This is a genomic window from Hydrogenophaga defluvii, from assembly GCF_042665235.1.
Taxonomy (GTDB): domain Bacteria; phylum Pseudomonadota; class Gammaproteobacteria; order Burkholderiales; family Burkholderiaceae_C; genus Hydrogenophaga; species Hydrogenophaga defluvii_A.
On sequence record NZ_JBHTBZ010000024.1, the window covers coordinates 50,962 to 68,600 of the forward strand.

Here is a 17,639-nt window from a genome sequence, read left to right on the forward strand (position 1 = left end):
CCTCAGCGGATCAGTCGCGCGCCCGGCAACAGGCCACCGTTGTCATCGGACACGACCGCACAATTGACCACGACCCGCGTCATGCGCAAGCTCAGCTCACCACGCTCCACCGCGTCCAGCACCGCCTCCTCCGACGTGAGCGCGCGGCGCGTGAACCCTGGCAACCAGGCCACCTCCACCACGCGCCACAGCGGGCTGTAGGCGCGGTCGGTGCTGCCCGGCCCCACCGGTGAGGGCACCGACGGAAACACGTTGATCTGCGCACCATCGGTGAAGTGATAGACCCGCTCCAGCGCATGGCGAAACCCCGGCGGTGTGTTGTCGGCCGGCACCGTGGCAGCTAGGCGCGGTGCGTGGTTGATGCCCATGGCGCGGGCCGCCTCCGCGTCCGACGCATCGGTGCTGACGTAGCCGATCTGCCGGCCTTCAAACCACGCGAAGCGCAAAGGCAGGCTGACCTGGGGCGCGCTGGCGCAGGCCCCCAACATCAGCACAAGGCAAGCCCCCGCCAGGCGCCGGCCCCAGGACAAAAAAGAAGTGTTCATCGCCACATGCTAGGCGATGCCGGGCCGGGCTCACACGGCCAGGGCCTTTGTCCTCAAGCCGATGCGCCGCGCCCAGGCCACCAAAGGCGCGCCGTACAAGATGAGGGCCAGCGCCGCCAGCACCAGCGGCATGGCCAGGTAGACCCAGCCGGTCAGCACCTCGCCGCCCAGCGCCACGCCCACCCACAGCGCCACGGCCGGGTTGACGAAGGAGTAGCTGCCCGCCACAGCGGGTGTGGCGTTTTGCAGCAGCCACAGGTAGGCGTTGAGGGTGACCAGCGTGCCCATCACCACCAGGTACAACCACGCCGCCCACGACGCGGCGCTGACCTGGTCGAGGCTGAAGCGGGCCGTGGCCGGCTCCAGCGCCCAGGCGGCGGCCAAGCCCATCAGGCCACCCAGCAACCACTGCGCGCCCGAGGCCATGGCCGGCGCCGGCTGCGACAGCTTGCGCGAGGCATACGAGCCCAGGCTCCAGCACAAGGGCGCGCCAAAGGCACACAGCGTGCCCAGCCAGGTGGCGGAAAAATCGCCCTCCAGCGCCAGCACCGCCGCCCCGGCCACGCCCAGGGCCAGGCCCAGCCAGCTGGTCAGCGGCACACGTTCGCCCCCCAGGCGCGACCACAGCGCCAGCCACATGGGCATGGTGGTGACCACGGTGGCCATGAGCCCGGAGCCGATGCCCAGCTTTTGCGCCAGCACCACCATGGACATGGCGCCAAAGGCCATCAGCCCGCCCACCAGCGCGGTGTGCCGCCACTGGGCAGCGCTGGGCCAGGACAGGCCCTGAGCACGGGCAATGGCCAGCATCACCACGCCCGCCAACACGAAGCGCGCGCCGTTCATGAGCAAAGGCGGCATGGACGCCATGGCCACACCCAAGGCGTAGTAGGTGGTGCCCCAGACGAGGTAGACGATGAGCAGGGCCACCACCAGGGGCAGCAAGCGCCCGTTTTGGGCGGCGATCTTGAAATCGGTAGGCATTTGGCGTTCTGGACCGGATAATTTCCAGCGATCTGGCAATGGGCCGGATTTTGACCAAAATTGCGCGGCCATGCAAGCAAATTTACAGATAGACCCAACAGACGCCAGAATTCTTACGGCACTCAGCGCCGACAGCCGACGTTCTTACGCCGATGTGGCCGCCGAGGTGGGCCTGTCCACCGCCGCCGTGCACGAGCGGGTGAAGAAGATGCTGGAACGCGGTGTGATCGAGCGGTTTGCCCTGCGCGTGGACCCGGCCAAGGTGGGCCAGCACTTCACCGCCTTTGTTGCCATACGCAACGATGGCGGTGTGCACTGCCGCGACATCGCGCCGCGCCTGCGCGAGATGCCCGAGGTGCTGGAGTTGCACAGCGTGGCCGGTGAACACGACTTTTTGGCCAAGATACGCACCACCCACGCCCGCGCGCTCGAAGACGTGCTCTACCAGATCAAGGCCATCCCGGGCGTAGCGCGCACCACCAGCACGGTGGTGCTCAACACCGAGTTCGAGGACCGGCCCATCGCCTACGGTATGCAGGACGCTGCATAACTCGCAAGCCCCAGGCGCGGGGTGGGCCATCCGTGGGTAGCATCGCGGGCCTTGAGCCACCCCAACGGAGACCTGCCCCATGCCCGCCTTTGCCCGCCTCGCCCCGCTGACCCGCTTGTTCGCTGCCGCAGGCTTCGGCCTGGCGGCGCTGACCGCGCAGGCGCAATCCATCGTGGTCGCGTCCACCACCTCCACCGAACAATCCGGTCTGTTCGGCCACCTGTTGCCCGAGTTCAAGAAGGCCAGCGGCATCGACGTGAAGGTGGTGGCCCTGGGCACCGGCCAGGCCATTGACATGGCGCGCCGGGGCGACGCCGACGTGCTGTTTGTGCACGACAAGGTGGCCGAAGACAAGTTTGTGGCCGACGGATTTGCCGACCGCCGTTTTGAGGTGATGTACAACGACTTTGTGCTGATCGGCCCCAAGGCCGACCCAGCCGCCACCAAGGGCAGCGACATCGTGGCCGCCCTCAAAAAAGTGGCCACGGCCAACGCGCCGTTCATCTCGCGCGGTGACAAAAGCGGCACCCACGCGGCCGAGCTGCGCTTCTGGAAGATGACCGACACCGATGCGAACAAGGGCAGCGGCTACAAGGAATGTGGTTGTGGCATGGGCCCGGCGCTCAACATCGGCGCGTCGTCCGGCGCCTATGTGCTGGCCGACCGCGGCACCTGGCTCAACTTCAAGAACCGCGCCGACCTGGCGGTGCTCGTTGAGGGCGACAAGCGCCTGTTCAATCAGTACGGCGTGATGCTGGTGAGCGCGGCCAAACACCCGCAAGTCAAAACCGCCGACGGCAAGAAGTTTGTGGACTGGGTGGTGTCGCCCGCCGGCCAGGCCGCCATCGCCAGCTACAAGATCGGTGGCGAGCAGTTGTTTTTCCCCAACGCGGCGCGCTGAGGGGCGCCGCCCCTGAGCCGGCCGCCCGGGGGTTTCTAGAATCGGCGGCATGGTCACGCTGCCGCCCGAAACCACCCCCACCACCTGGGCCGATCTGCTCGCCCTGCAGCAACGGGCCGAGCGCCTGAGCACACCCTGCGGTGATGGCCAGCTGGTCTGGCACCGCTGGGGTGAGGGCTCCCCGGTGGTCTTGCTGCACGGCGGATCGGGCAGCTGGACTCACTGGGTGCGCAACATCGACGCCCTGGCCCAGACCGGGCACAGCGTGTGGGTGCCCGACCTGCCCGGCTTCGGTGATTCCAGCCCGCCGCCCGACGGCCACGACGCCGACGTGATGCCACCGCTGCTGGAACAGGGCCTGACCACCCTGCTGGGCGCCACCCCGGTGGACCTGATCGGCTTTTCGTTCGGCGGCATGACCGCCAGCCTGTGGGCCGCAGCCCACCCCGCGCGCGTGCGCCGCCTGCTGCTGCTGGGCGCGCCGGGGCTGGGCATCCAACGCGCGCAGCCGCTGGACCTGCGCATGTGGTCGCACCTGCCCGAGGGCGCGCCGCGCGAAGCCGTGATGCGCCACAACCTGCTGGCGCTGATGCTGCAACACCCGGCGTCCGTCACCGACCTGGTGTTGCGTATGCAGGCCCACAACCTCAAACGCGAACACCGCCGCATGAAGCGACGCATGCTCTCGCAAACCGATGTGCTGCGCCACACCCTGCCCCGCCTGGCCTGCCCGGTGTGGGGGCTGTGGGGGGCCAACGACGCGCTGTTCGTGGACCGCCACGCCGAAGTGGCCCAGGCCCTGGCGTTGGCGCCCCACTTCCGGCACCTGCACTGGGTGCCCGACGCCGGGCACTGGGTGCAGTTCGAAGCCCACGCCGCCGTCAACACCTGGCTGCGCGACTGGCTGGCCCCACCGCCGTGACGCCGTGAAGCCACGCCGGGCCCCACCTTTGCCCCACATCGACCCGGCGCGCTGCACCGGTTGTGGCTGGTGTGTGGCAGTGTGCCCGCCCCATGTGCTGAGCCTGTTGCCGCAGCCCGACCACACCAAGACCTCGGTGCTGCACGACGTGGGGGGCTGCACCGGTTGCAGCCTGTGCGAAACACGCTGTCCGTTTCAGGCCATCACGATGCGGGCGGCGACACCGCAGCCAGGCCCCGTTGTGCCCGGCCCAGGTCCATCGCTGGGTACAACTGCTTGAGCGCGCGCAGCGCCAGACCCTCCAGCAAGCCGGCCAGTTGATGTGATGCCTGCGGGTCTTGTGACGCGGCCCACAGCGCCGCCAGTTCGTCCGCACGCTGGGCGACCAGACCGCCCACCACCTGTTGCCACAGCGCGGGCGCGCCCTCATCCACAAACGCACCCCGACCCCGCCCGAAGTGCGCCACGGCCAGGTAGGTGCACAGGGCCACCTCCACCAGCTCGCGCCAAGCCTCCAGCGACAAGCGGGCTTCGGGCACGGCCACCCCACGCAGGCGGTTGGCCGCCAGCGCGGCACCGGCAAAGGTGGCGGCCCCGGCGAGCGCACCGATCAAGGCGCCCGCGCCCATGGACAAGCCACCCGCCATCAGGTCGGCCCCCAGCCCGGTGGCTGCGCCGGATGAAATGGCGCCCAGCCAACCCGCCTGTGCCTTGCTCACGGGCACCCGCACCTGCAGCAGCGACTGCGCCAGCGCCTGCCAGTGGGGGCGCCCCGCCTCGCCATGCAGGCCGTGTTGGTCGAGCAGCACACGCGTGAAGCTTTGCTGGCACCCGGCCACATGCCGAGCCAACGCCGCCTGGGCCTGGTCGGGCGCGCCACGCATCACCTCGGTGGCTCGCAGCAAGGCGGGCGCCATGGCGGCCATGGACGCCTGAAACCGCAGCAACTGCGCTTGCCACCAGCGGTCCAGCAGCCGCTGGTGGCTGGCTTGCACATGGTCGGGCAGGCAGGGCGCGAGGGCCTCGAACAGCGCCTCCTCCTGCACCCAGCATCGGCTGAAGGCGTCCAGCGGCAACACACCACGCACCACCGCGAACGTGGCCAGGTGCCGCTGCCAGCGCGCCACCTCGGCGGCCTGCTGGTCGGCATCGCCCGCCGGGCCGAGCTGGTTCAGCAACACCAGCACGGGTTTGCCCATCCAGGCCAGGATCTTCAGTTCGTGCGCGAGGTAACCAGCGTCCTGCGGCGCTTCGCTGGCGTTGACGAGGTAGAGCAACACGTCGGCGTCATCGCGTGCGCTGCGCATGGCGCGTTGGCTCAGAAAAAACGCCGGGTCGGTCCAACGGTCCCACACCTGCGACAGAAACCAGCCCAGCGGGTTGCCCGACTGGCTCAGGCGGCGGTACAGGCGCGCCGAATCGCCCAGCCCCGGCGTGTCCCACCACACCAGGCGGTCGCCGGCCTCGGTCTGCAGCAGGGTGTGGGCTTCGGCGTGTTGGGTCACGTGGGCGGCATCGCGCACCTCGCCCACGTCGGCGCCCAACAAGGTGCGGGTGAGCGTGGTCTTGCCCACGTTGGTGTGCGACACCAGGCACAGGGCCAGGGTGTGGGCCTGCGGTGAGGCTGCCGCCTCGGCTTCAATGCGCGCGTCAACGCGAATTTCAGGCAGGGTCATGTTCTGCCTCCAGCGACCAAACGCGCACGGGCACGGTGCCCAAAACCTCGCGCCACAAGGCCTCGCGCTCGGCCAGGCGGGCGGCGCGCGCGCCCGGTGCCAGGTGGGCACTGAAGGCGCTGCTGTCCAGCCACACCTCCACCGCACCGGCGGCGGCCACCTGGCGCACCAACCCAGCGTGGGTTTCCTGCTCCGGCGTGGCGGCCAGGCCGAACAGCACGATGATCTGGCGCTGCTGCCCGCGTGGTGCGGGTGGCAGGGCAGGCACGGCATCGCCATAGGCCACCGGAGGCAACAACTGGGGCGTGGCCGAGGGGCCAAAACGCTCGCGCACCGCCTTCGCCAGACCGCGCTCGCCTGAAGCCGTGAGGTGATGGCTGTAGGGCAACACCACGGCGGTGGTGGCGGGGCCGCCGTAGTCGGCCAACAGGCGCACGAAGTAGGGGTCGGACAGATCGAGGTGCAAACGCTGCAGCGCCCGGCGCGCGCGCCAGAACGACAGTCCCGCCAGCACCAGCCGGGGCGCCGCCACGCCCAGCAGCAACAGGCGGCCCCACCACACCACCCAGATGCTGCCATCGGCCTTGACAGCGCCCGCCCCACGCTCCAGGCGCACCATGTCGTCCAGCGAGACCGGTGCCGCACCCAGCCACTGGCCCACGGTGGCAAACAACAAGTGCATGTGTTCGGCGCTCAGCCACTGGCTCTGCCAGCCCACACGGAATTCGGTGAACAAACCCTTGGCCAACAAGGCCGCCACCATGCCCACCGCACACAACGCCGCCGACAGGTGCAACGTGCCCGCCAAGCGGGCGCTGGTGGCCGGGCCGGCCAGGCGCATCCAGTCACGCTGGAAACTGCGCGCCATGGCCCACACAGGGCGCGACCACGCGCGAGGCCAGGCCAGCTTGGCCAGCGCCAAGCCCCATCGGTTGGCGGGGTTGGTGTGAACAAACAGACCGCGCACCGCCCACAGCGCCAGGCCCACAAAAACCAGCAGGTTCCAGCCCACAAACAGGCTGAGCGCGGGCGAAAGCAAATCGATGGCCTGGGGCGACACCCAGAACTCGGACACCAGCCCGGCCAACAGGCCCAGCGGTGGCAGGCCCCAGCGCAGCAGCGTCATCAGCCAGGCATCGCCCTGCAGCGCGCTCAAGCGCGGCTGGCGCACCAGCGCATCGGCCAGCAGGCGCTCGGCCCGGCGGACGATGAAGGCCTCGGTCCACGCGAGGCGGCGTGCTTCGGAAGGGGGTTGTGGCGCGGCCGCCAGCGCGGCGGCGGTGGCCGCATCGCGTTGGGCCGGGCTCAGGCAGGTGTCGACTGTTGCGGCGGTTTCCACCGCCTTGACCAGCAACACCGCCCTGGCCTGTTGTTCGTTCATCTGGCGTTCCCTGGGCCCATGCTGGGCCCTTCACGCCATTATGCGGAGAAGCCTGTGCTCAACGCGCCGGCAGCACCGTGCCCCAGCACTCGCCAAACCCTACACGTGCGGCACCGGGCTGTTCGCACCAGCCGCGCAGCACCACCGCGTCGCCATCTTGCAAGAAGGTGCGGGTTTCGCCGTTGGGCAAGGCCACGGGGTTTTTGCCACCCTGGGTCAGCTCGATGAGCGCACCGGCCTGGTCCAGCGTGGGGCCGGACAAAGTGCCCGTGCCCAACAAATCGCCCGGCTGCAGGTTGCAGCCGTTGACCGTGTGGTGGGTCACCATCTGCGCCAACGTCCAGTAGGCATGGCGGTAACTGGTGCGGCTGATGGCCGCGTCTTGCTCGCCGGCTTCGCGCATGCGGGTGGTTTGTAGGCCCACCTGCAACTGGATGTCGAACGCACCACCGGCCCGGTTGGCCTCGCTGTCCAGGTAGGGCAGCGGCTGCGGGTCGTCGGCCGGGCGGGTGAAAGGCACGCGGTACGGCGCCAGCGCTTCGAGCGTCACCACCCAGGGTGAGATGGTGGAGGCGAAGTTCTTGGCCAGGAAGGGGCCGAGCGGCTGGTACTCCCACCCCTGCAGATCACGCGCCGACCAGTCGTTGAGCAGGCAGATGCCGAACACGTGGCTCTCGGCCTCGGTGATGGGCACGGCATCGCCCAAGGCGTTGCCGGTGCCAATGAACACCCCCAGCTCCAGCTCGATGTCCATGCGCTGGCTGGGCTTGAGCGTGGGCACGTCGGCATCCGGCGCCTTGACCTGACCGCGCGGACGGGCAAAGGCCTGGCCCGACACACCGATGCTCGACACCCGGCCGTGGTAGCCGATGGGCACCCATTTGTAGTTGGGCAGCAGCGGGTTGTCGGGACGGAACTGTTTGCCGATGTTGGTGGCGTGGTGCACCGAGGTGTAGAAGTCGGTGTAATCGCCGATCTGCGCGGGCACGTCGTGTTCGGCCACCGCCTGGGGCACCAGGCAGGCTTGCAGTTGGGCTTGCTGGGCAACACCTTCGCGCAACAAGCGCGACAGGGCCAGCCGCAGGGCGCTCCAGGCCGTCGGGCCCAAAGCCATCAGCGCGTTGAGTTTGGGCTGGCTGCCGGCCTGGGCGGCTTGTTGGGCGTCGCCGCCGAGCAAGGCGGTTTGCGCCAGTGCGGCCAGATCGACGATCTGGTCACCAATGGCCACACCGCCGCGAAAGGCCTCGGCGCTGCCACGGCGACGGAACACCGCAAACGGCAGGTTCTGGATGGGGAAATCGCAACCGGATGTGTTGGCCGAGGCCAGCCAGCTGCGAAGGGCCGGGTTGTGGGTTTCGTTGAGCAAGTTCATTCCCCGCCTCAGTGTGGCACCGCCAGCGATTCGTCGTGCATCCAGGCGGCGTGGGCGGGTGCCTTCTTGGTGCGGCTCCACTCCTCCAGCATCTCGCGCTTGACCTTGTCGAGCGCGCTCATCATCTCGGGCGTGCCGGTGTCGGCGGCCAGCTCCAGGCGGTGACCGTTGGGATCAAAGAAGTAGATGCTCTTGAAGATGGTGTGGTTGGTCGGGCCAATCACTTCGATGCCGGCGGCCTCCAGGCGGGCTTTGGTGGCGATCAGCGTGTCCACCGAATCCACCTTCAGTGCCAGGTGCTGCACCCAAGCAGGGGTGTTGTGGTCGCGGTCCATGGGCGGCTGGCTGGGCAGTTCGAAGAAGGCCAGGATGTTGCCGTTGCCCGCATCAAGAAACACGTGCATGTAGGGGTCGGGCGCCTTGGTGGACGGCACTTCGTTTTCGGCGATGGCCAGCACAAACTTCATGTCGAGGTGCTTTTCGTACCACTCGACGGTTTCCTTGGCGTCTTTGCAGCGGTAGGCCACGTGGTGGACTTGTTGAACCAGCATGGGGGTCTCCTTGGGTGTTGGAACAGGGCACTGACGGTTCAGCGCCGCTTGGGCGAAGCGAACTGTAACGGCATTTGGTTGCGCTTGCAACCATTTTCAAAAACGCAACTTACCACACCAGCCCCCGCTCGCGCCACACGGTCATGGCCACGTCGGGCCGGTCGGTGACCAGGCCATCCACGCCCAGATCGAGCATGCGGCGCATGTCCTCGGCGCGGTTGACGGTCCAGGCCAGCACCTGCAGGCCCAGGCTCTGGGCCTCGCGCACCTGCGGGGCGTCGAGATCACGCCAGAAGCACGACCAGTGGCTGCCACCGGCGGCAGCGATCATGCTGGGCACCGAGCCATGGGCGCGGTGCTGGAACCCGGCGGTCCAGGGCGAGTCCTGCCCGGAGCGAATCTGCAGGTTGTCCAGCCCCGGCAACTGCGCCGTGAGGTACACCGTGTCCGTGCCGGGGCGCAAGCGCTGGACCGCTTGCAACGTGCGCCAGTCGAATGACAGGATCTGGGTGCGGTCGCTCAGACCGTGGTCGGCGAGCACCTGCAAGAGTTGGGCCGCAAAGGGTTCCGGCGCGGGGGCAAGGGCGGGCTCCAGCGGGCTGGACTTGAGCTCGATGGCGAGGCGCACGCGCGCATCGCCGTGCGCGCGGACGAGGGCCAGCACGTCGCTCAAGCGGGGCAAGCGCGCACCATCGTGTGGCCGCTGTTGGGCGAACTCGGCGGCGTAGCGCGAGCCCGGCCGCAGCCGCCCCACGTCGTAGGTGTGCAATTGCGCGACCGTGAGGCTGTTCACGGCAGGACCTCGCGTCGGCAGAAATTGGCCGCTGGCGTCGCGGGTGATGTCGGGGTTGAGCTGGCGGTCGTGGCTGAGCACCAGCACCCCATCGGCGCTGGCCAGCACGTCGATCTCCAGGGTGGTCACGCCCAGGTCCAGCGCGAGTTGGAGACCTTCCAGCGTGTTCTCGGGCGCCAAGCCACGCGCGCCCCGGTGGCCTTGCAAATCCACCCGGCGCGACACCGGGACCCCGGCGCAAGACCACAGCCCCAGCAAAGGCAGAGGCAACAGGGCGCGACGGCGCAGACCGTGGGATTTCATGCAATACCTTCCAAGTGACCAGGCGGACAACCGAAATTGTGCGATGGGTCGGTCTCAAACGGGTATCGTCGCGCCCATGTCCTCTTGGCGCCATCCCGACACCACGCCGCACACGGTCTCGCGGGCCGCGCTGTTGGGCGTCTGCGCGTTCGCGGCGGTGTGCCTGGGTTTTCACGCGTTCAGCAAACAAGCTTGGGTACCGCTGCTGGACAGCTTCAACCTGGCCTTGCACGAAGCCGGCCACCCGCTGGTGGGCCTGTTCAGCGACCGGCTGATGGTCTATGGCGGCACCTTGTTCCAGATCGTGTTTCCCCTGGCATTGGCCAGGCATTTCCAACGCCGCGAGCACGCAGTGGGCCTGGCGGTGGCGTGGGTGTGGTTGGGCGAAAACCTGCTCAACGTGGCGCGTTACGTGGCAGACGCTCGGGCGCAGATGTTGCCGCTGGTGGGCGGTGGCGAGCACGACTGGACGGAAATCCTGTCGCGCTGGGGCTTGTTGGCGTCTGACCTGCGGCTGGCGGGCTTGTTGCGTGTGGTGGCCACGCTGGTGATGGTGGGGGCGTGTGTGTGGTTGTGGCGGCGGTGGCGGGCAGATGTGGACCCGGGTTGATGTGGCTCGGACCGCATGGGCGGGATCGGGGCGGCGGGGCGCTCTGCGCCGCTCGTGTCCCCCGGGCGCTGCGCGCCCTCCTCCTTTACCTCGCTATGCAGAACGCCCCACCGCCCCGATCTACAACGATGTTGGAGCGCCAACGTTGGCGTTCAGGCACGGTGGGTGCCCACGGGTGTGGGGTGCCTGGCGCAGCGACATAAAGGGGGAGCCGGCGCAGCCGGCGGAGGACAGTCGCGGAGCCAGGCACCCCACACCCGTGGGCGAGATCAAGCCCCAAACAAGTCAAATAGGCAAAGCCAAATGCTGCCGAGCCAACGCCACAAAAGCCCCCACCTGCGAATCGCGTCCCGTCTCCTGCGCCACGATGGCACCCACCTCATCGGCCAGCGAAGCCGCCAGTGCGGCATCCAGAAACAGCAGCCGCGAGCGACGCGCCAACACGTCCTCCACCGTGCGCGCGTACTCAAAGCGCACCGCAAAGCGCACCATGGCTTCGGTCAGCCCGCCGCCGAGATTGTGATCGGCACCCGGCAAGGACCACACAAAGTCGCGTTCGCCGCCGTAACCGTGTGCACCGGGCGGTGCACACACGGGCGGCTGGTTGGCCGGGGTGCCGGCGGCGCCCACCAAGGCCAGCTGATCGGTGTGGCCATCGGCCAGGCCCGGCAGCAAGCCTGCATCGCGGCACTTTTTGAGCACGTCCTCGGCCATCGCCCGGTACGTCGTCCATTTGCCGCCGGTGACGGTGACCAGGCCGCTGGCGCTCACGAGCACCGTGTGTTCGCGGCTGATGCTCTGGGTGTTTTCGCCGCTGCTGCTGTCGGGCTTGACCAGCGGGCGCAGGCCCACCCAATGGCTTTTCACATCGGCCGCCGTGGGCGCGCGCCGCAGGTAACGCGCCGATTCGTTCAGGATGAAATCGACCTCGTGTGCAAACGCGTTGGGCTCCAGCGGCAGGTCGGTGCGCGGTGTGTCGGTGGTGCCCAAGATCAGCTTGCCCAGCCAAGGCACGGCAAACAACACGCGGCCATCGGCCGTTTTGGGCACCAGCAGGGCGTGGTCGCTGGGCAGGAAGTCGCGGTCCACCACCACGTGCACGCCCTGGCTCGGCGCCACCATGGGGCGCACATTGGCCTGGCGGGCGGCGCCGTCTTGCTGGCGCAGGCCATCCACCCACACGCCGGTGGCGTTGATCACGCAGCGCGCACGCACCTCGAACACTCGGCCACTCTCGCGATCCTCGCAGTGCAGACCCGCCAGCTTGCCGTGTTCGTGCAACAAGCCCGTCACCGGGCAGTGGTTGACCAGCAGCGCGCCGTAGGTGGCCGCCGTGCGCGCCAGCGCCACGGCCAGGCGCGCATCGTCGAACTGGCCGTCCCAATAACGCACACCGCCCTTGAGGCCTTCAGTGCGCAAGGTGGGCAGGGCACGCAGCGTGGCTTCGCGGCCCAGAAAATCGGTGCTGCCCAGGCCGGCACGCCCCGCCAGCGCGTCGTACATCTTGAGGCCAATGCCATAGAACGGCGTTTCCCAAGCCTTGTACGAAGGCATCACAAACGGCAGCGGCTGCGCCAGGTGCGGGGCATTGCGCAGCACCGTGGTGCGCTCGTGCAAGGCTTCTTTTACCAAGCCCACATTGCCTTGCGCCAGATAACGCACACCGCCGTGCAGCAACTTGGTGGCGCGCGACGACGTGCCCTTGGCAAAGTCCTGCCCCTCAAGCAGCACCACGCGCAGGCCTCGCGAGGCCGCGTCCAGCGCCACACCCAGGCCGGTGGCGCCACCGCCTACCACCGCCACGTCAAAGCGGCCGCCCTCGCTCAGGCGCTGCAGCAGCGCGGCGCGGTCGGTGGGCACAGGGCGTTCGGATGGCGACATGGTGGCCTCAATAGATGTGTTTCGTTTATATTTTAATTGATTCGTTTATTTTCGTTATTCTCGGTATTCACCCGAATGTTTCCGCGTTTCGCTTCGATATAGACTGGCCTGCCGCCATGACAGCCCCATGAAAGACCGCAGCATGCGCTCCAACCCCCGCCAGATCAAGCTGCTGCACGCGGTGCGTGAGCACGGCGACCTGTCGGTGGAAACGCTGGCCGAGATGCTGGGTGTGACGTTACAAACCGTGCGCCGCGATGTGCAGGGCCTGGCCGATGCCGGGCTGCTCGTGCGCTTTCACGGCGGTGTGCGCGTGCCGACCTCCACCGTGGAAAACATCGCCCACACCCAGCGCGAAAACCTGCACGCGCCAGGCAAGGCGCGCATTGCCGCCGCCATTGCACGCGAGGTGCCCAACGGCTGCTCGCTCATCCTCAACATCGGCACCACCACCGAGGCCGTGGCCAAGGCGCTCTTGCAGCACCAGGGTCTGCGCGTCATCACCAACAACCTCAACGTGGCGGCCATCCTGAGCGGCAACAGCTCGTGCGAGGTCATCGTCACCGGCGGTGTGGTGCGCCCGCGCGACCGGGGCATCGTGGGCGAGGCCACGGTGGATTTCATCCGCCAGTTCAAGGTTGACCTGGCCGTCATCGGCATCTCCGGCATCGAGGCCGACGGCACGCTGCGGGACTACGACTACCGCGAGGTCAAGGTGGCACAGGCCATCATTGACCACGCGCGCGAGGTCTGGCTCGCGGCGGACCACAGCAAATTTGGCCGCCCCGCCATGGTGGAGCTGGCCCGCCTGTCGCAGATCAACCGCCTCTTCACCGACGCCCCGCCGGCCCCGCCTTTTGACAGCCTGCTGGAAGCGGCAGGCATCCGCTGCACCATCGCCCAAGACACCCCATGACCTACCTGCTTGCCCTCGATCAAGGCACCTCCAGTTCGCGCAGCATCGTGTTTGACGCCGATGGCCGCGTGGTGGCCGTGGCCCAGCGCGAACTCACCCAGCACTTCCCCCAACCCGGTTGGGTCGAACACGACCCGCTGGAAATTTGGGAGACCCAGCTGGCCACCGCACGCGAAGCACTCCAAAAAGCCCGCATCACCGCGCGCGACATCCGCGCCGTGGGCATCACCAACCAGCGCGAAACCACCGTGCTGTGGCACCGCCGCACCGGCCAGCCCCTGGCACGCGCCATCGTGTGGCAGGACCGACGCACCGAGCCCCTGTGTGCAGCGCTGCGCGAACGTGGCCTGGCCGAAGCCGTGCAGGCCAAAACCGGCCTCGTGATCGACGCGTATTTTTCGGGCACCAAACTGCGCTGGCTGCTCGACACCGTGCCCGGCGGGCGCGCCCTGGCCGAAGCTGGCGAGCTGGCCTTTGGCACCATCGACAGCTGGCTGATCTGGCAGCTCACACGCGGCGCCACACACGCCACCGATGTCAGCAACGCGTCGCGCACCCTGCTGTTCAATGTGCACACCAACCAGTGGGACGACGAACTGCTGGCCGCACTCCACATCCCGCCCGGGGTGTTGCCGCAGGTCCAAGCTTCCAGTGCCGACTACGGCGCGGTGCATGCCGACTGGCTGGGCCACGCCATCCCGATTGGGGGTGTGGCGGGCGACCAGCAAAGCGCCCTGTTCGGCCAAGCCTGCTTCAGCGAGGGCCTGGCCAAAAACACCTACGGCACCGGCTGCTTCTTGCTGATGCACACCGGTGAACGCTTTCAGCGTTCGGCCAACGGCCTGCTCACCACCAGCGCCGCGCAGACCAACACCACACCGGCCTACGCGCTCGAAGGCAGTGTGTTTGTGGGCGGCGCGGTGGTGCAGTGGCTGCGCGACGGCCTGCAGGCCATCGACAGCAGCGGCGCCGTGCAGGGCCTGGCCGAGAGCGTGCCCGACAGCGACGGTGTGGTGGTGGTGCCCGCCTTCACCGGCCTGGGCGCCCCCTACTGGAAGCCCCATGCGCGCGGCGCCATCACCGGGCTCACGCGGGGCAGCACGCTGGCGCACATTGCGCGTGCATCGCTGGAAAGCATCGCGTTCCAGAGCGCCGCGCTGCTGCAAGCCATGGACCGTGACGCCCAGGCCGCCGGCGCCCAGCCGCTGCGCGAGCTGCGGGTGGACGGCGGCGCCAGCGTCAACAACCTGCTGATGCAGTTCCAGGCAGATGTGTTGGGCATCCCGGTGCTGCGCCCCAAAGTGGTGGAGACCACCGCCCTGGGTGCGGCCTACCTGGCCGGACTGCACGCGGGGGTGTACCAAGGTACGGACGAACTGGCCCAACGCTGGCAGGTGGAACGCCGCTTCGAACCCCAACGCGACCGCGCCTGGGCCGCCGAACGCATGTCCGCTTGGGAACACGCGGTTCGGCAAGCCGCGCTGCCTGCCTGAGATTCAGCCCGGGTAGCGCGCCTGGCAGGTGGCGCTGTGCTGCAACACCTCCATCGCTGCGGCCACGCCGCTGCCCTGCAGCCTCACGCCCGCCAACTTCAGGCCCATCTCACAGCCGCTGAGCGCGGCCAGCAGGCTCAGGTCGTTGCACTCGCCCAGGTGGCCGATGCGGAACATGCGGCCCTTGAGCTTGCTCAAGCCCGTGCCCAGCGAGAGGTTGAAACGCTCGTAGATCAACTGGCGCACCGCATCGGCATCCACGCCCTGCGGCACCACCACGCCCGTCAGCACCGGCGAGTACACCGCCGGGTCCGCGCACTGCACGTCCAGCCCCCAGGCCAGCACCGCCGCCCGGCAGGCAGCCCCCAGCCGTTGGTGGCGGGCGAACACCGCCGACAGGCCCTCGGTCTCCAGCATGTCCACCGCCTCGACCAGGGCGTACAGCAGGTTGGTGTTGGGCGTGTAAGGCCAATAGCCGGTCTTGTTGATCTCAATGATCTCGTCCCACGCCCAGAACGCCTTGGGCAAGCGCGCGCTGCGCGCGGCTTCCAGCGCCTTGGGCGACACCGCGTTGAAGCTGATGCCGGGCGGCAGCATCAAGCCCTTTTGTGACCCGCTGACGGTCACATCCACACCCCATTCGTCGTGCCGGTAATCGGCCGAGGCGAGGCCGGAAATGGTGTCCACCAACAGCAGCGCTGGGTGGCCCGCGGCGTCGATGGCACGGCGCACCGCCGCGATGTCGGAGGTGACGCCGGTCGAGGTTTCGTTGTGAACCACACACACCGCCTTGATCTGGTGGCCGCCGTCTTCTCTCAGGCGGCGCTCGATCAGGTCGGGCTGCACGCCTCGGCGCCAGCTGTTGGGCAGGCCGGTCTGCGGGCAGATGCCCGGCAAAGCCACCACCTCAGGCGCCAGGCCCAGGCGTTCGGCCATTTTGCGCCACAGGCTCGCGAAATGGCCGGTTTCGTACATCAGCACGGCGTCACCCGGACTCAGGACATTGGTGAGTGCGGCTTCCCAGGCGCCGGTGCCCGAGGCTGGGTAGACCACCACCGGGTGGCGTGTCTGGAAGATGCGCTGCAAACCCGCCAGCACCCGGTGGCCCAGCACGCCGAACTCGGGCCCGCGGTGGTCGATGGTGGGGTAGCTCATGGCACGCAGCAAGCGGTCGGGCACGGGGCTGGGGCCGGGAATGCCCAGGACATGGCGGCCGGCGGGGTGGAAGTTCAGTGAGGTCATGTCGTCTCCATTTGGTCTACATAATACAAAATACAATTTGACGATAGCACAAGACCTGAACCACAGCAAGCGACAAACGCACCGAGGTGCATGAGGTTGAACCGAGGCATGTCGCCACTGCATACATAATTCAGCATGCCCAACACCCCGTCCTCCCCCTCCACCACCGTGGTGCGCGACACCTTGCACACCCAGGTCGTCGGCTTGTTGCGGCAACGGCTGATGGACGGCTCGCTGGCGCCAGGCAGCAAGCTCAACGAGCGGGTGCTGTGCGCGGAAATCGGGGTGTCGCGCACGCCGCTGCGCGAGGCCATCAAACAGCTGGCCACCGAGGGTCTGGTGACGCTGGAGGCGGGGCGCGGCGCCTTCGCGGCGGCACCCAGTCGCGACGACATCGAACAGACGTTTGATGTCATTGCGGTGCTGGAGGGATTGGCCGCCGAACGCGCAGCCCAGCGCATGACCGAGGGCGCCCTGGCCGAGTTGCAGGCGCTGCAGTACGACATGCAGGCCGCTTTCGAGCGGCGCGACCTGCAGGCCTACTACGCGGCCAACGCGCGGGTGCACGACCTGATGAGCGAAAGCGCCGGCAACGCCGTGCTGCGCCAGACCTGGCAGCAACTCAACCAGCGCCTGCACGCGCTGCGCTACCGTTCCAACCAGGACGAAACCAAGTGGCGCCGCGCGCTGGCCGAACACGCCGAGATGCTGTTGGCCCTGCGCCAACGCGACGGCGCTGCACTGCGCCGCTTGCTGGAAGAACACCTGCGGCGCAAGCGCGACGCGGTGCTGGAGCAGTTCAGTCCCTGAACACCGCCTCGAGATCGACCTCGCCCGCATTGCTGTCGAGTGACAGACTGCGCTCGATGTGATCGAGGTGCGCCAACATCAGCTTCTCAGCGCGTGCGGCGTCGCGCTTGGCAATGGCCTCAATCACCTCGGAGTGCTCGTCGGCGCGGCAGCTCATGGCCGTGGGCGCGTCGTACAGCAGGATGATCAAACACGTGAGCGACGCCAGTTCGCGCAGGCTGCGCGAGAGCGCGCTGTTGCCCGCCAGCTCGGCCAGCAACACGTGGAACTCGCCCGAGAGCCGCACGACCGCACGGCGATCATCGCGCCGGCGCGCATCCAGCTCCAGCTCCTGATGCTGGCGCAGCCGAGCCACCTTGTCGGGTGTGAGGTGGGTAACCAGGCGCTTGAGAATGGCCGGCTCGATGAGGCGCCGCGCCTCGAACACGTCCATGGCCTGCTGCGGCGTGGGCTTGGCCACAAAGGCGCCGCGCTGCGGGTACAGCTCCACGATCTGCTCGTGCGCCAGGCGGCTGAGCACCTCGCGGACGCGCGCCCGGCTGACGTCAAAAATCTTCGCCAGCCGGTCCTCGCCCAGCTTGGTGCCGGGGTGCAGGCGGTGTTCCAGGATGGCGATGTAGATGCGCTCGTAAATCTCGTCGTTGGCGTTTTCGCGCGCCAGGCGTTCGGCGGATTCGGGTGGGACGGTGCGGGGCATCTGGACCTTGGG

The 17,639-nt window shown here is 68.2% G+C and carries 18 protein-coding genes; 8 read left to right on the plus strand and 10 right to left on the minus strand.

The window, feature by feature from the left end:
- Nucleotides 1-2: 2 nt before the first annotated feature.
- On the minus strand, nt 3-545 hold the full coding sequence (locus tag ACFQU0_RS10735) for a DUF7482 domain-containing protein (protein ID WP_382200581.1): 543 nt from the start codon (nt 543-545) through the stop codon (nt 3-5).
- Between the two features lie 30 nt (nt 546-575).
- Nucleotides 576-1,529: an EamA family transporter gene (locus ACFQU0_RS10740; RefSeq protein WP_382200583.1), complete on the minus strand. Its 954-nt coding sequence runs from the start codon at nt 1,527-1,529 to the stop codon at nt 576-578.
- A 70-nt stretch (nt 1,530-1,599) separates the two neighbouring features.
- Between ACFQU0_RS10740 and ACFQU0_RS10745 the strand changes: the two genes are divergently transcribed.
- The 4 genes from ACFQU0_RS10745 (at nt 1,600) to ACFQU0_RS10760 (ending at nt 4,182) form a co-directional block, all read left to right on the plus strand.
- Nucleotides 1,600-2,079, plus strand: coding sequence for an Lrp/AsnC family transcriptional regulator (locus tag ACFQU0_RS10745; RefSeq protein WP_382200585.1), 480 nt, complete (start codon nt 1,600-1,602; stop codon nt 2,077-2,079).
- Nucleotides 2,080-2,158: 79 nt separating this feature from the next.
- Nucleotides 2,159-2,980, plus strand: coding sequence for an ABC transporter substrate-binding protein (locus tag ACFQU0_RS10750; protein ID WP_382200587.1), 822 nt, complete (start codon nt 2,159-2,161; stop codon nt 2,978-2,980).
- A 49-nt stretch (nt 2,981-3,029) separates the two neighbouring features.
- The gene (locus tag ACFQU0_RS10755; protein ID WP_382200589.1) at nt 3,030-3,902 is read left to right on the plus strand and encodes an alpha/beta fold hydrolase; all 873 of its coding nucleotides are present in this window, start codon (nt 3,030-3,032) and stop codon (nt 3,900-3,902) included.
- A gap of 4 nt (nt 3,903-3,906) precedes the next feature.
- Complete coding sequence (locus tag ACFQU0_RS10760) at nt 3,907-4,182, plus strand: 4Fe-4S binding protein (RefSeq protein WP_382200591.1); 276 nt, start codon at nt 3,907-3,909, stop codon at nt 4,180-4,182.
- On the opposite strand, the gene ACFQU0_RS10765 is transcribed toward ACFQU0_RS10760, so the two are convergent.
- The 5 genes from ACFQU0_RS10765 to ACFQU0_RS10785 form a co-directional block, all read right to left on the minus strand.
- Nucleotides 4,106-5,578 carry a GTPase domain-containing protein gene (locus ACFQU0_RS10765; RefSeq protein WP_382200593.1) on the minus strand — a complete coding sequence of 491 codons (1,473 nt, stop codon included), beginning with the start codon at nt 5,576-5,578 and terminating at the stop codon, nt 4,106-4,108. The two genes, ACFQU0_RS10760 and ACFQU0_RS10765, sit on opposite strands and share 77 nt — an antisense overlap.
- Nucleotides 5,565-6,959 carry a DUF2868 domain-containing protein gene (locus ACFQU0_RS10770; RefSeq protein WP_382200595.1) on the minus strand — a complete coding sequence of 465 codons (1,395 nt, stop codon included), beginning with the start codon at nt 6,957-6,959 and terminating at the stop codon, nt 5,565-5,567. Before ACFQU0_RS10770 ends, ACFQU0_RS10765 begins: the two co-directional genes overlap by 14 nt.
- A 58-nt stretch (nt 6,960-7,017) precedes the next feature.
- A complete protein-coding gene (fahA, locus tag ACFQU0_RS10775) occupies nt 7,018-8,331 on the minus strand; it encodes a fumarylacetoacetase (protein WP_382200596.1) in 1,314 nt (437 codons plus the stop codon).
- An 8-nt stretch (nt 8,332-8,339) separates the two neighbouring features.
- Nucleotides 8,340-8,882, minus strand: coding sequence for a VOC family protein (locus tag ACFQU0_RS10780; protein WP_382200598.1), 543 nt, complete (start codon nt 8,880-8,882; stop codon nt 8,340-8,342).
- A gap of 109 nt (nt 8,883-8,991) precedes the next feature.
- The gene (locus ACFQU0_RS10785) at nt 8,992-9,978 is read right to left on the minus strand and encodes a glycerophosphodiester phosphodiesterase (RefSeq protein ID WP_382200600.1); all 987 of its coding nucleotides are present in this window, start codon (nt 9,976-9,978) and stop codon (nt 8,992-8,994) included.
- A 76-nt stretch (nt 9,979-10,054) separates the two neighbouring features.
- On the opposite strand from ACFQU0_RS10785, the gene ACFQU0_RS10790 reads away from it, so the two are divergent.
- Nucleotides 10,055-10,588, plus strand: a complete 534-nt coding sequence (locus tag ACFQU0_RS10790; protein ID WP_382200602.1) for a hypothetical protein — start codon at nt 10,055-10,057, stop codon at nt 10,586-10,588.
- A gap of 285 nt (nt 10,589-10,873) precedes the next feature.
- Here the strand turns inward: ACFQU0_RS10790 and ACFQU0_RS10795 are convergent, their stop codons facing one another.
- Nucleotides 10,874-12,469 carry a glycerol-3-phosphate dehydrogenase/oxidase gene (locus tag ACFQU0_RS10795; RefSeq protein WP_382200604.1) on the minus strand — a complete coding sequence of 532 codons (1,596 nt, stop codon included), beginning with the start codon at nt 12,467-12,469 and terminating at the stop codon, nt 10,874-10,876.
- Nucleotides 12,470-12,611: 142 nt separating this feature from the next.
- Here ACFQU0_RS10795 and ACFQU0_RS10800 point away from each other — a divergent pair, with 142 nt between their 5' ends.
- Both ACFQU0_RS10800 and glpK read left to right on the plus strand, forming a co-directional pair.
- Complete coding sequence (locus ACFQU0_RS10800) at nt 12,612-13,385, plus strand: DeoR/GlpR family DNA-binding transcription regulator (RefSeq protein WP_382200777.1); 774 nt, start codon at nt 12,612-12,614, stop codon at nt 13,383-13,385.
- Complete coding sequence (gene glpK, locus ACFQU0_RS10805; protein ID WP_382200606.1) at nt 13,382-14,878, plus strand: glycerol kinase GlpK; 1,497 nt, start codon at nt 13,382-13,384, stop codon at nt 14,876-14,878. The genes ACFQU0_RS10800 and glpK overlap by 4 nt, the downstream gene beginning before the upstream one ends.
- A 3-nt stretch (nt 14,879-14,881) precedes the next feature.
- On the opposite strand, the gene ACFQU0_RS10810 is transcribed toward glpK, so the two are convergent.
- Nucleotides 14,882-16,120, minus strand: a complete 1,239-nt coding sequence (locus ACFQU0_RS10810; protein ID WP_382200608.1) for a pyridoxal-phosphate-dependent aminotransferase family protein — start codon at nt 16,118-16,120, stop codon at nt 14,882-14,884.
- A gap of 135 nt (nt 16,121-16,255) precedes the next feature.
- Between ACFQU0_RS10810 and ACFQU0_RS10815 the strand changes: the two genes are divergently transcribed.
- A complete protein-coding gene (locus ACFQU0_RS10815) occupies nt 16,256-16,930 on the plus strand; it encodes a GntR family transcriptional regulator (protein ID WP_382200610.1) in 675 nt (224 codons plus the stop codon).
- On the opposite strand, the gene ACFQU0_RS10820 is transcribed toward ACFQU0_RS10815, so the two are convergent.
- A complete protein-coding gene (locus tag ACFQU0_RS10820; RefSeq protein ID WP_382200778.1) occupies nt 16,920-17,627 on the minus strand; it encodes a GntR family transcriptional regulator in 708 nt (235 codons plus the stop codon). The genes ACFQU0_RS10815 and ACFQU0_RS10820 overlap by 11 nt on opposite strands.
- Nucleotides 17,628-17,639: the final 12 nt, after the last annotated feature.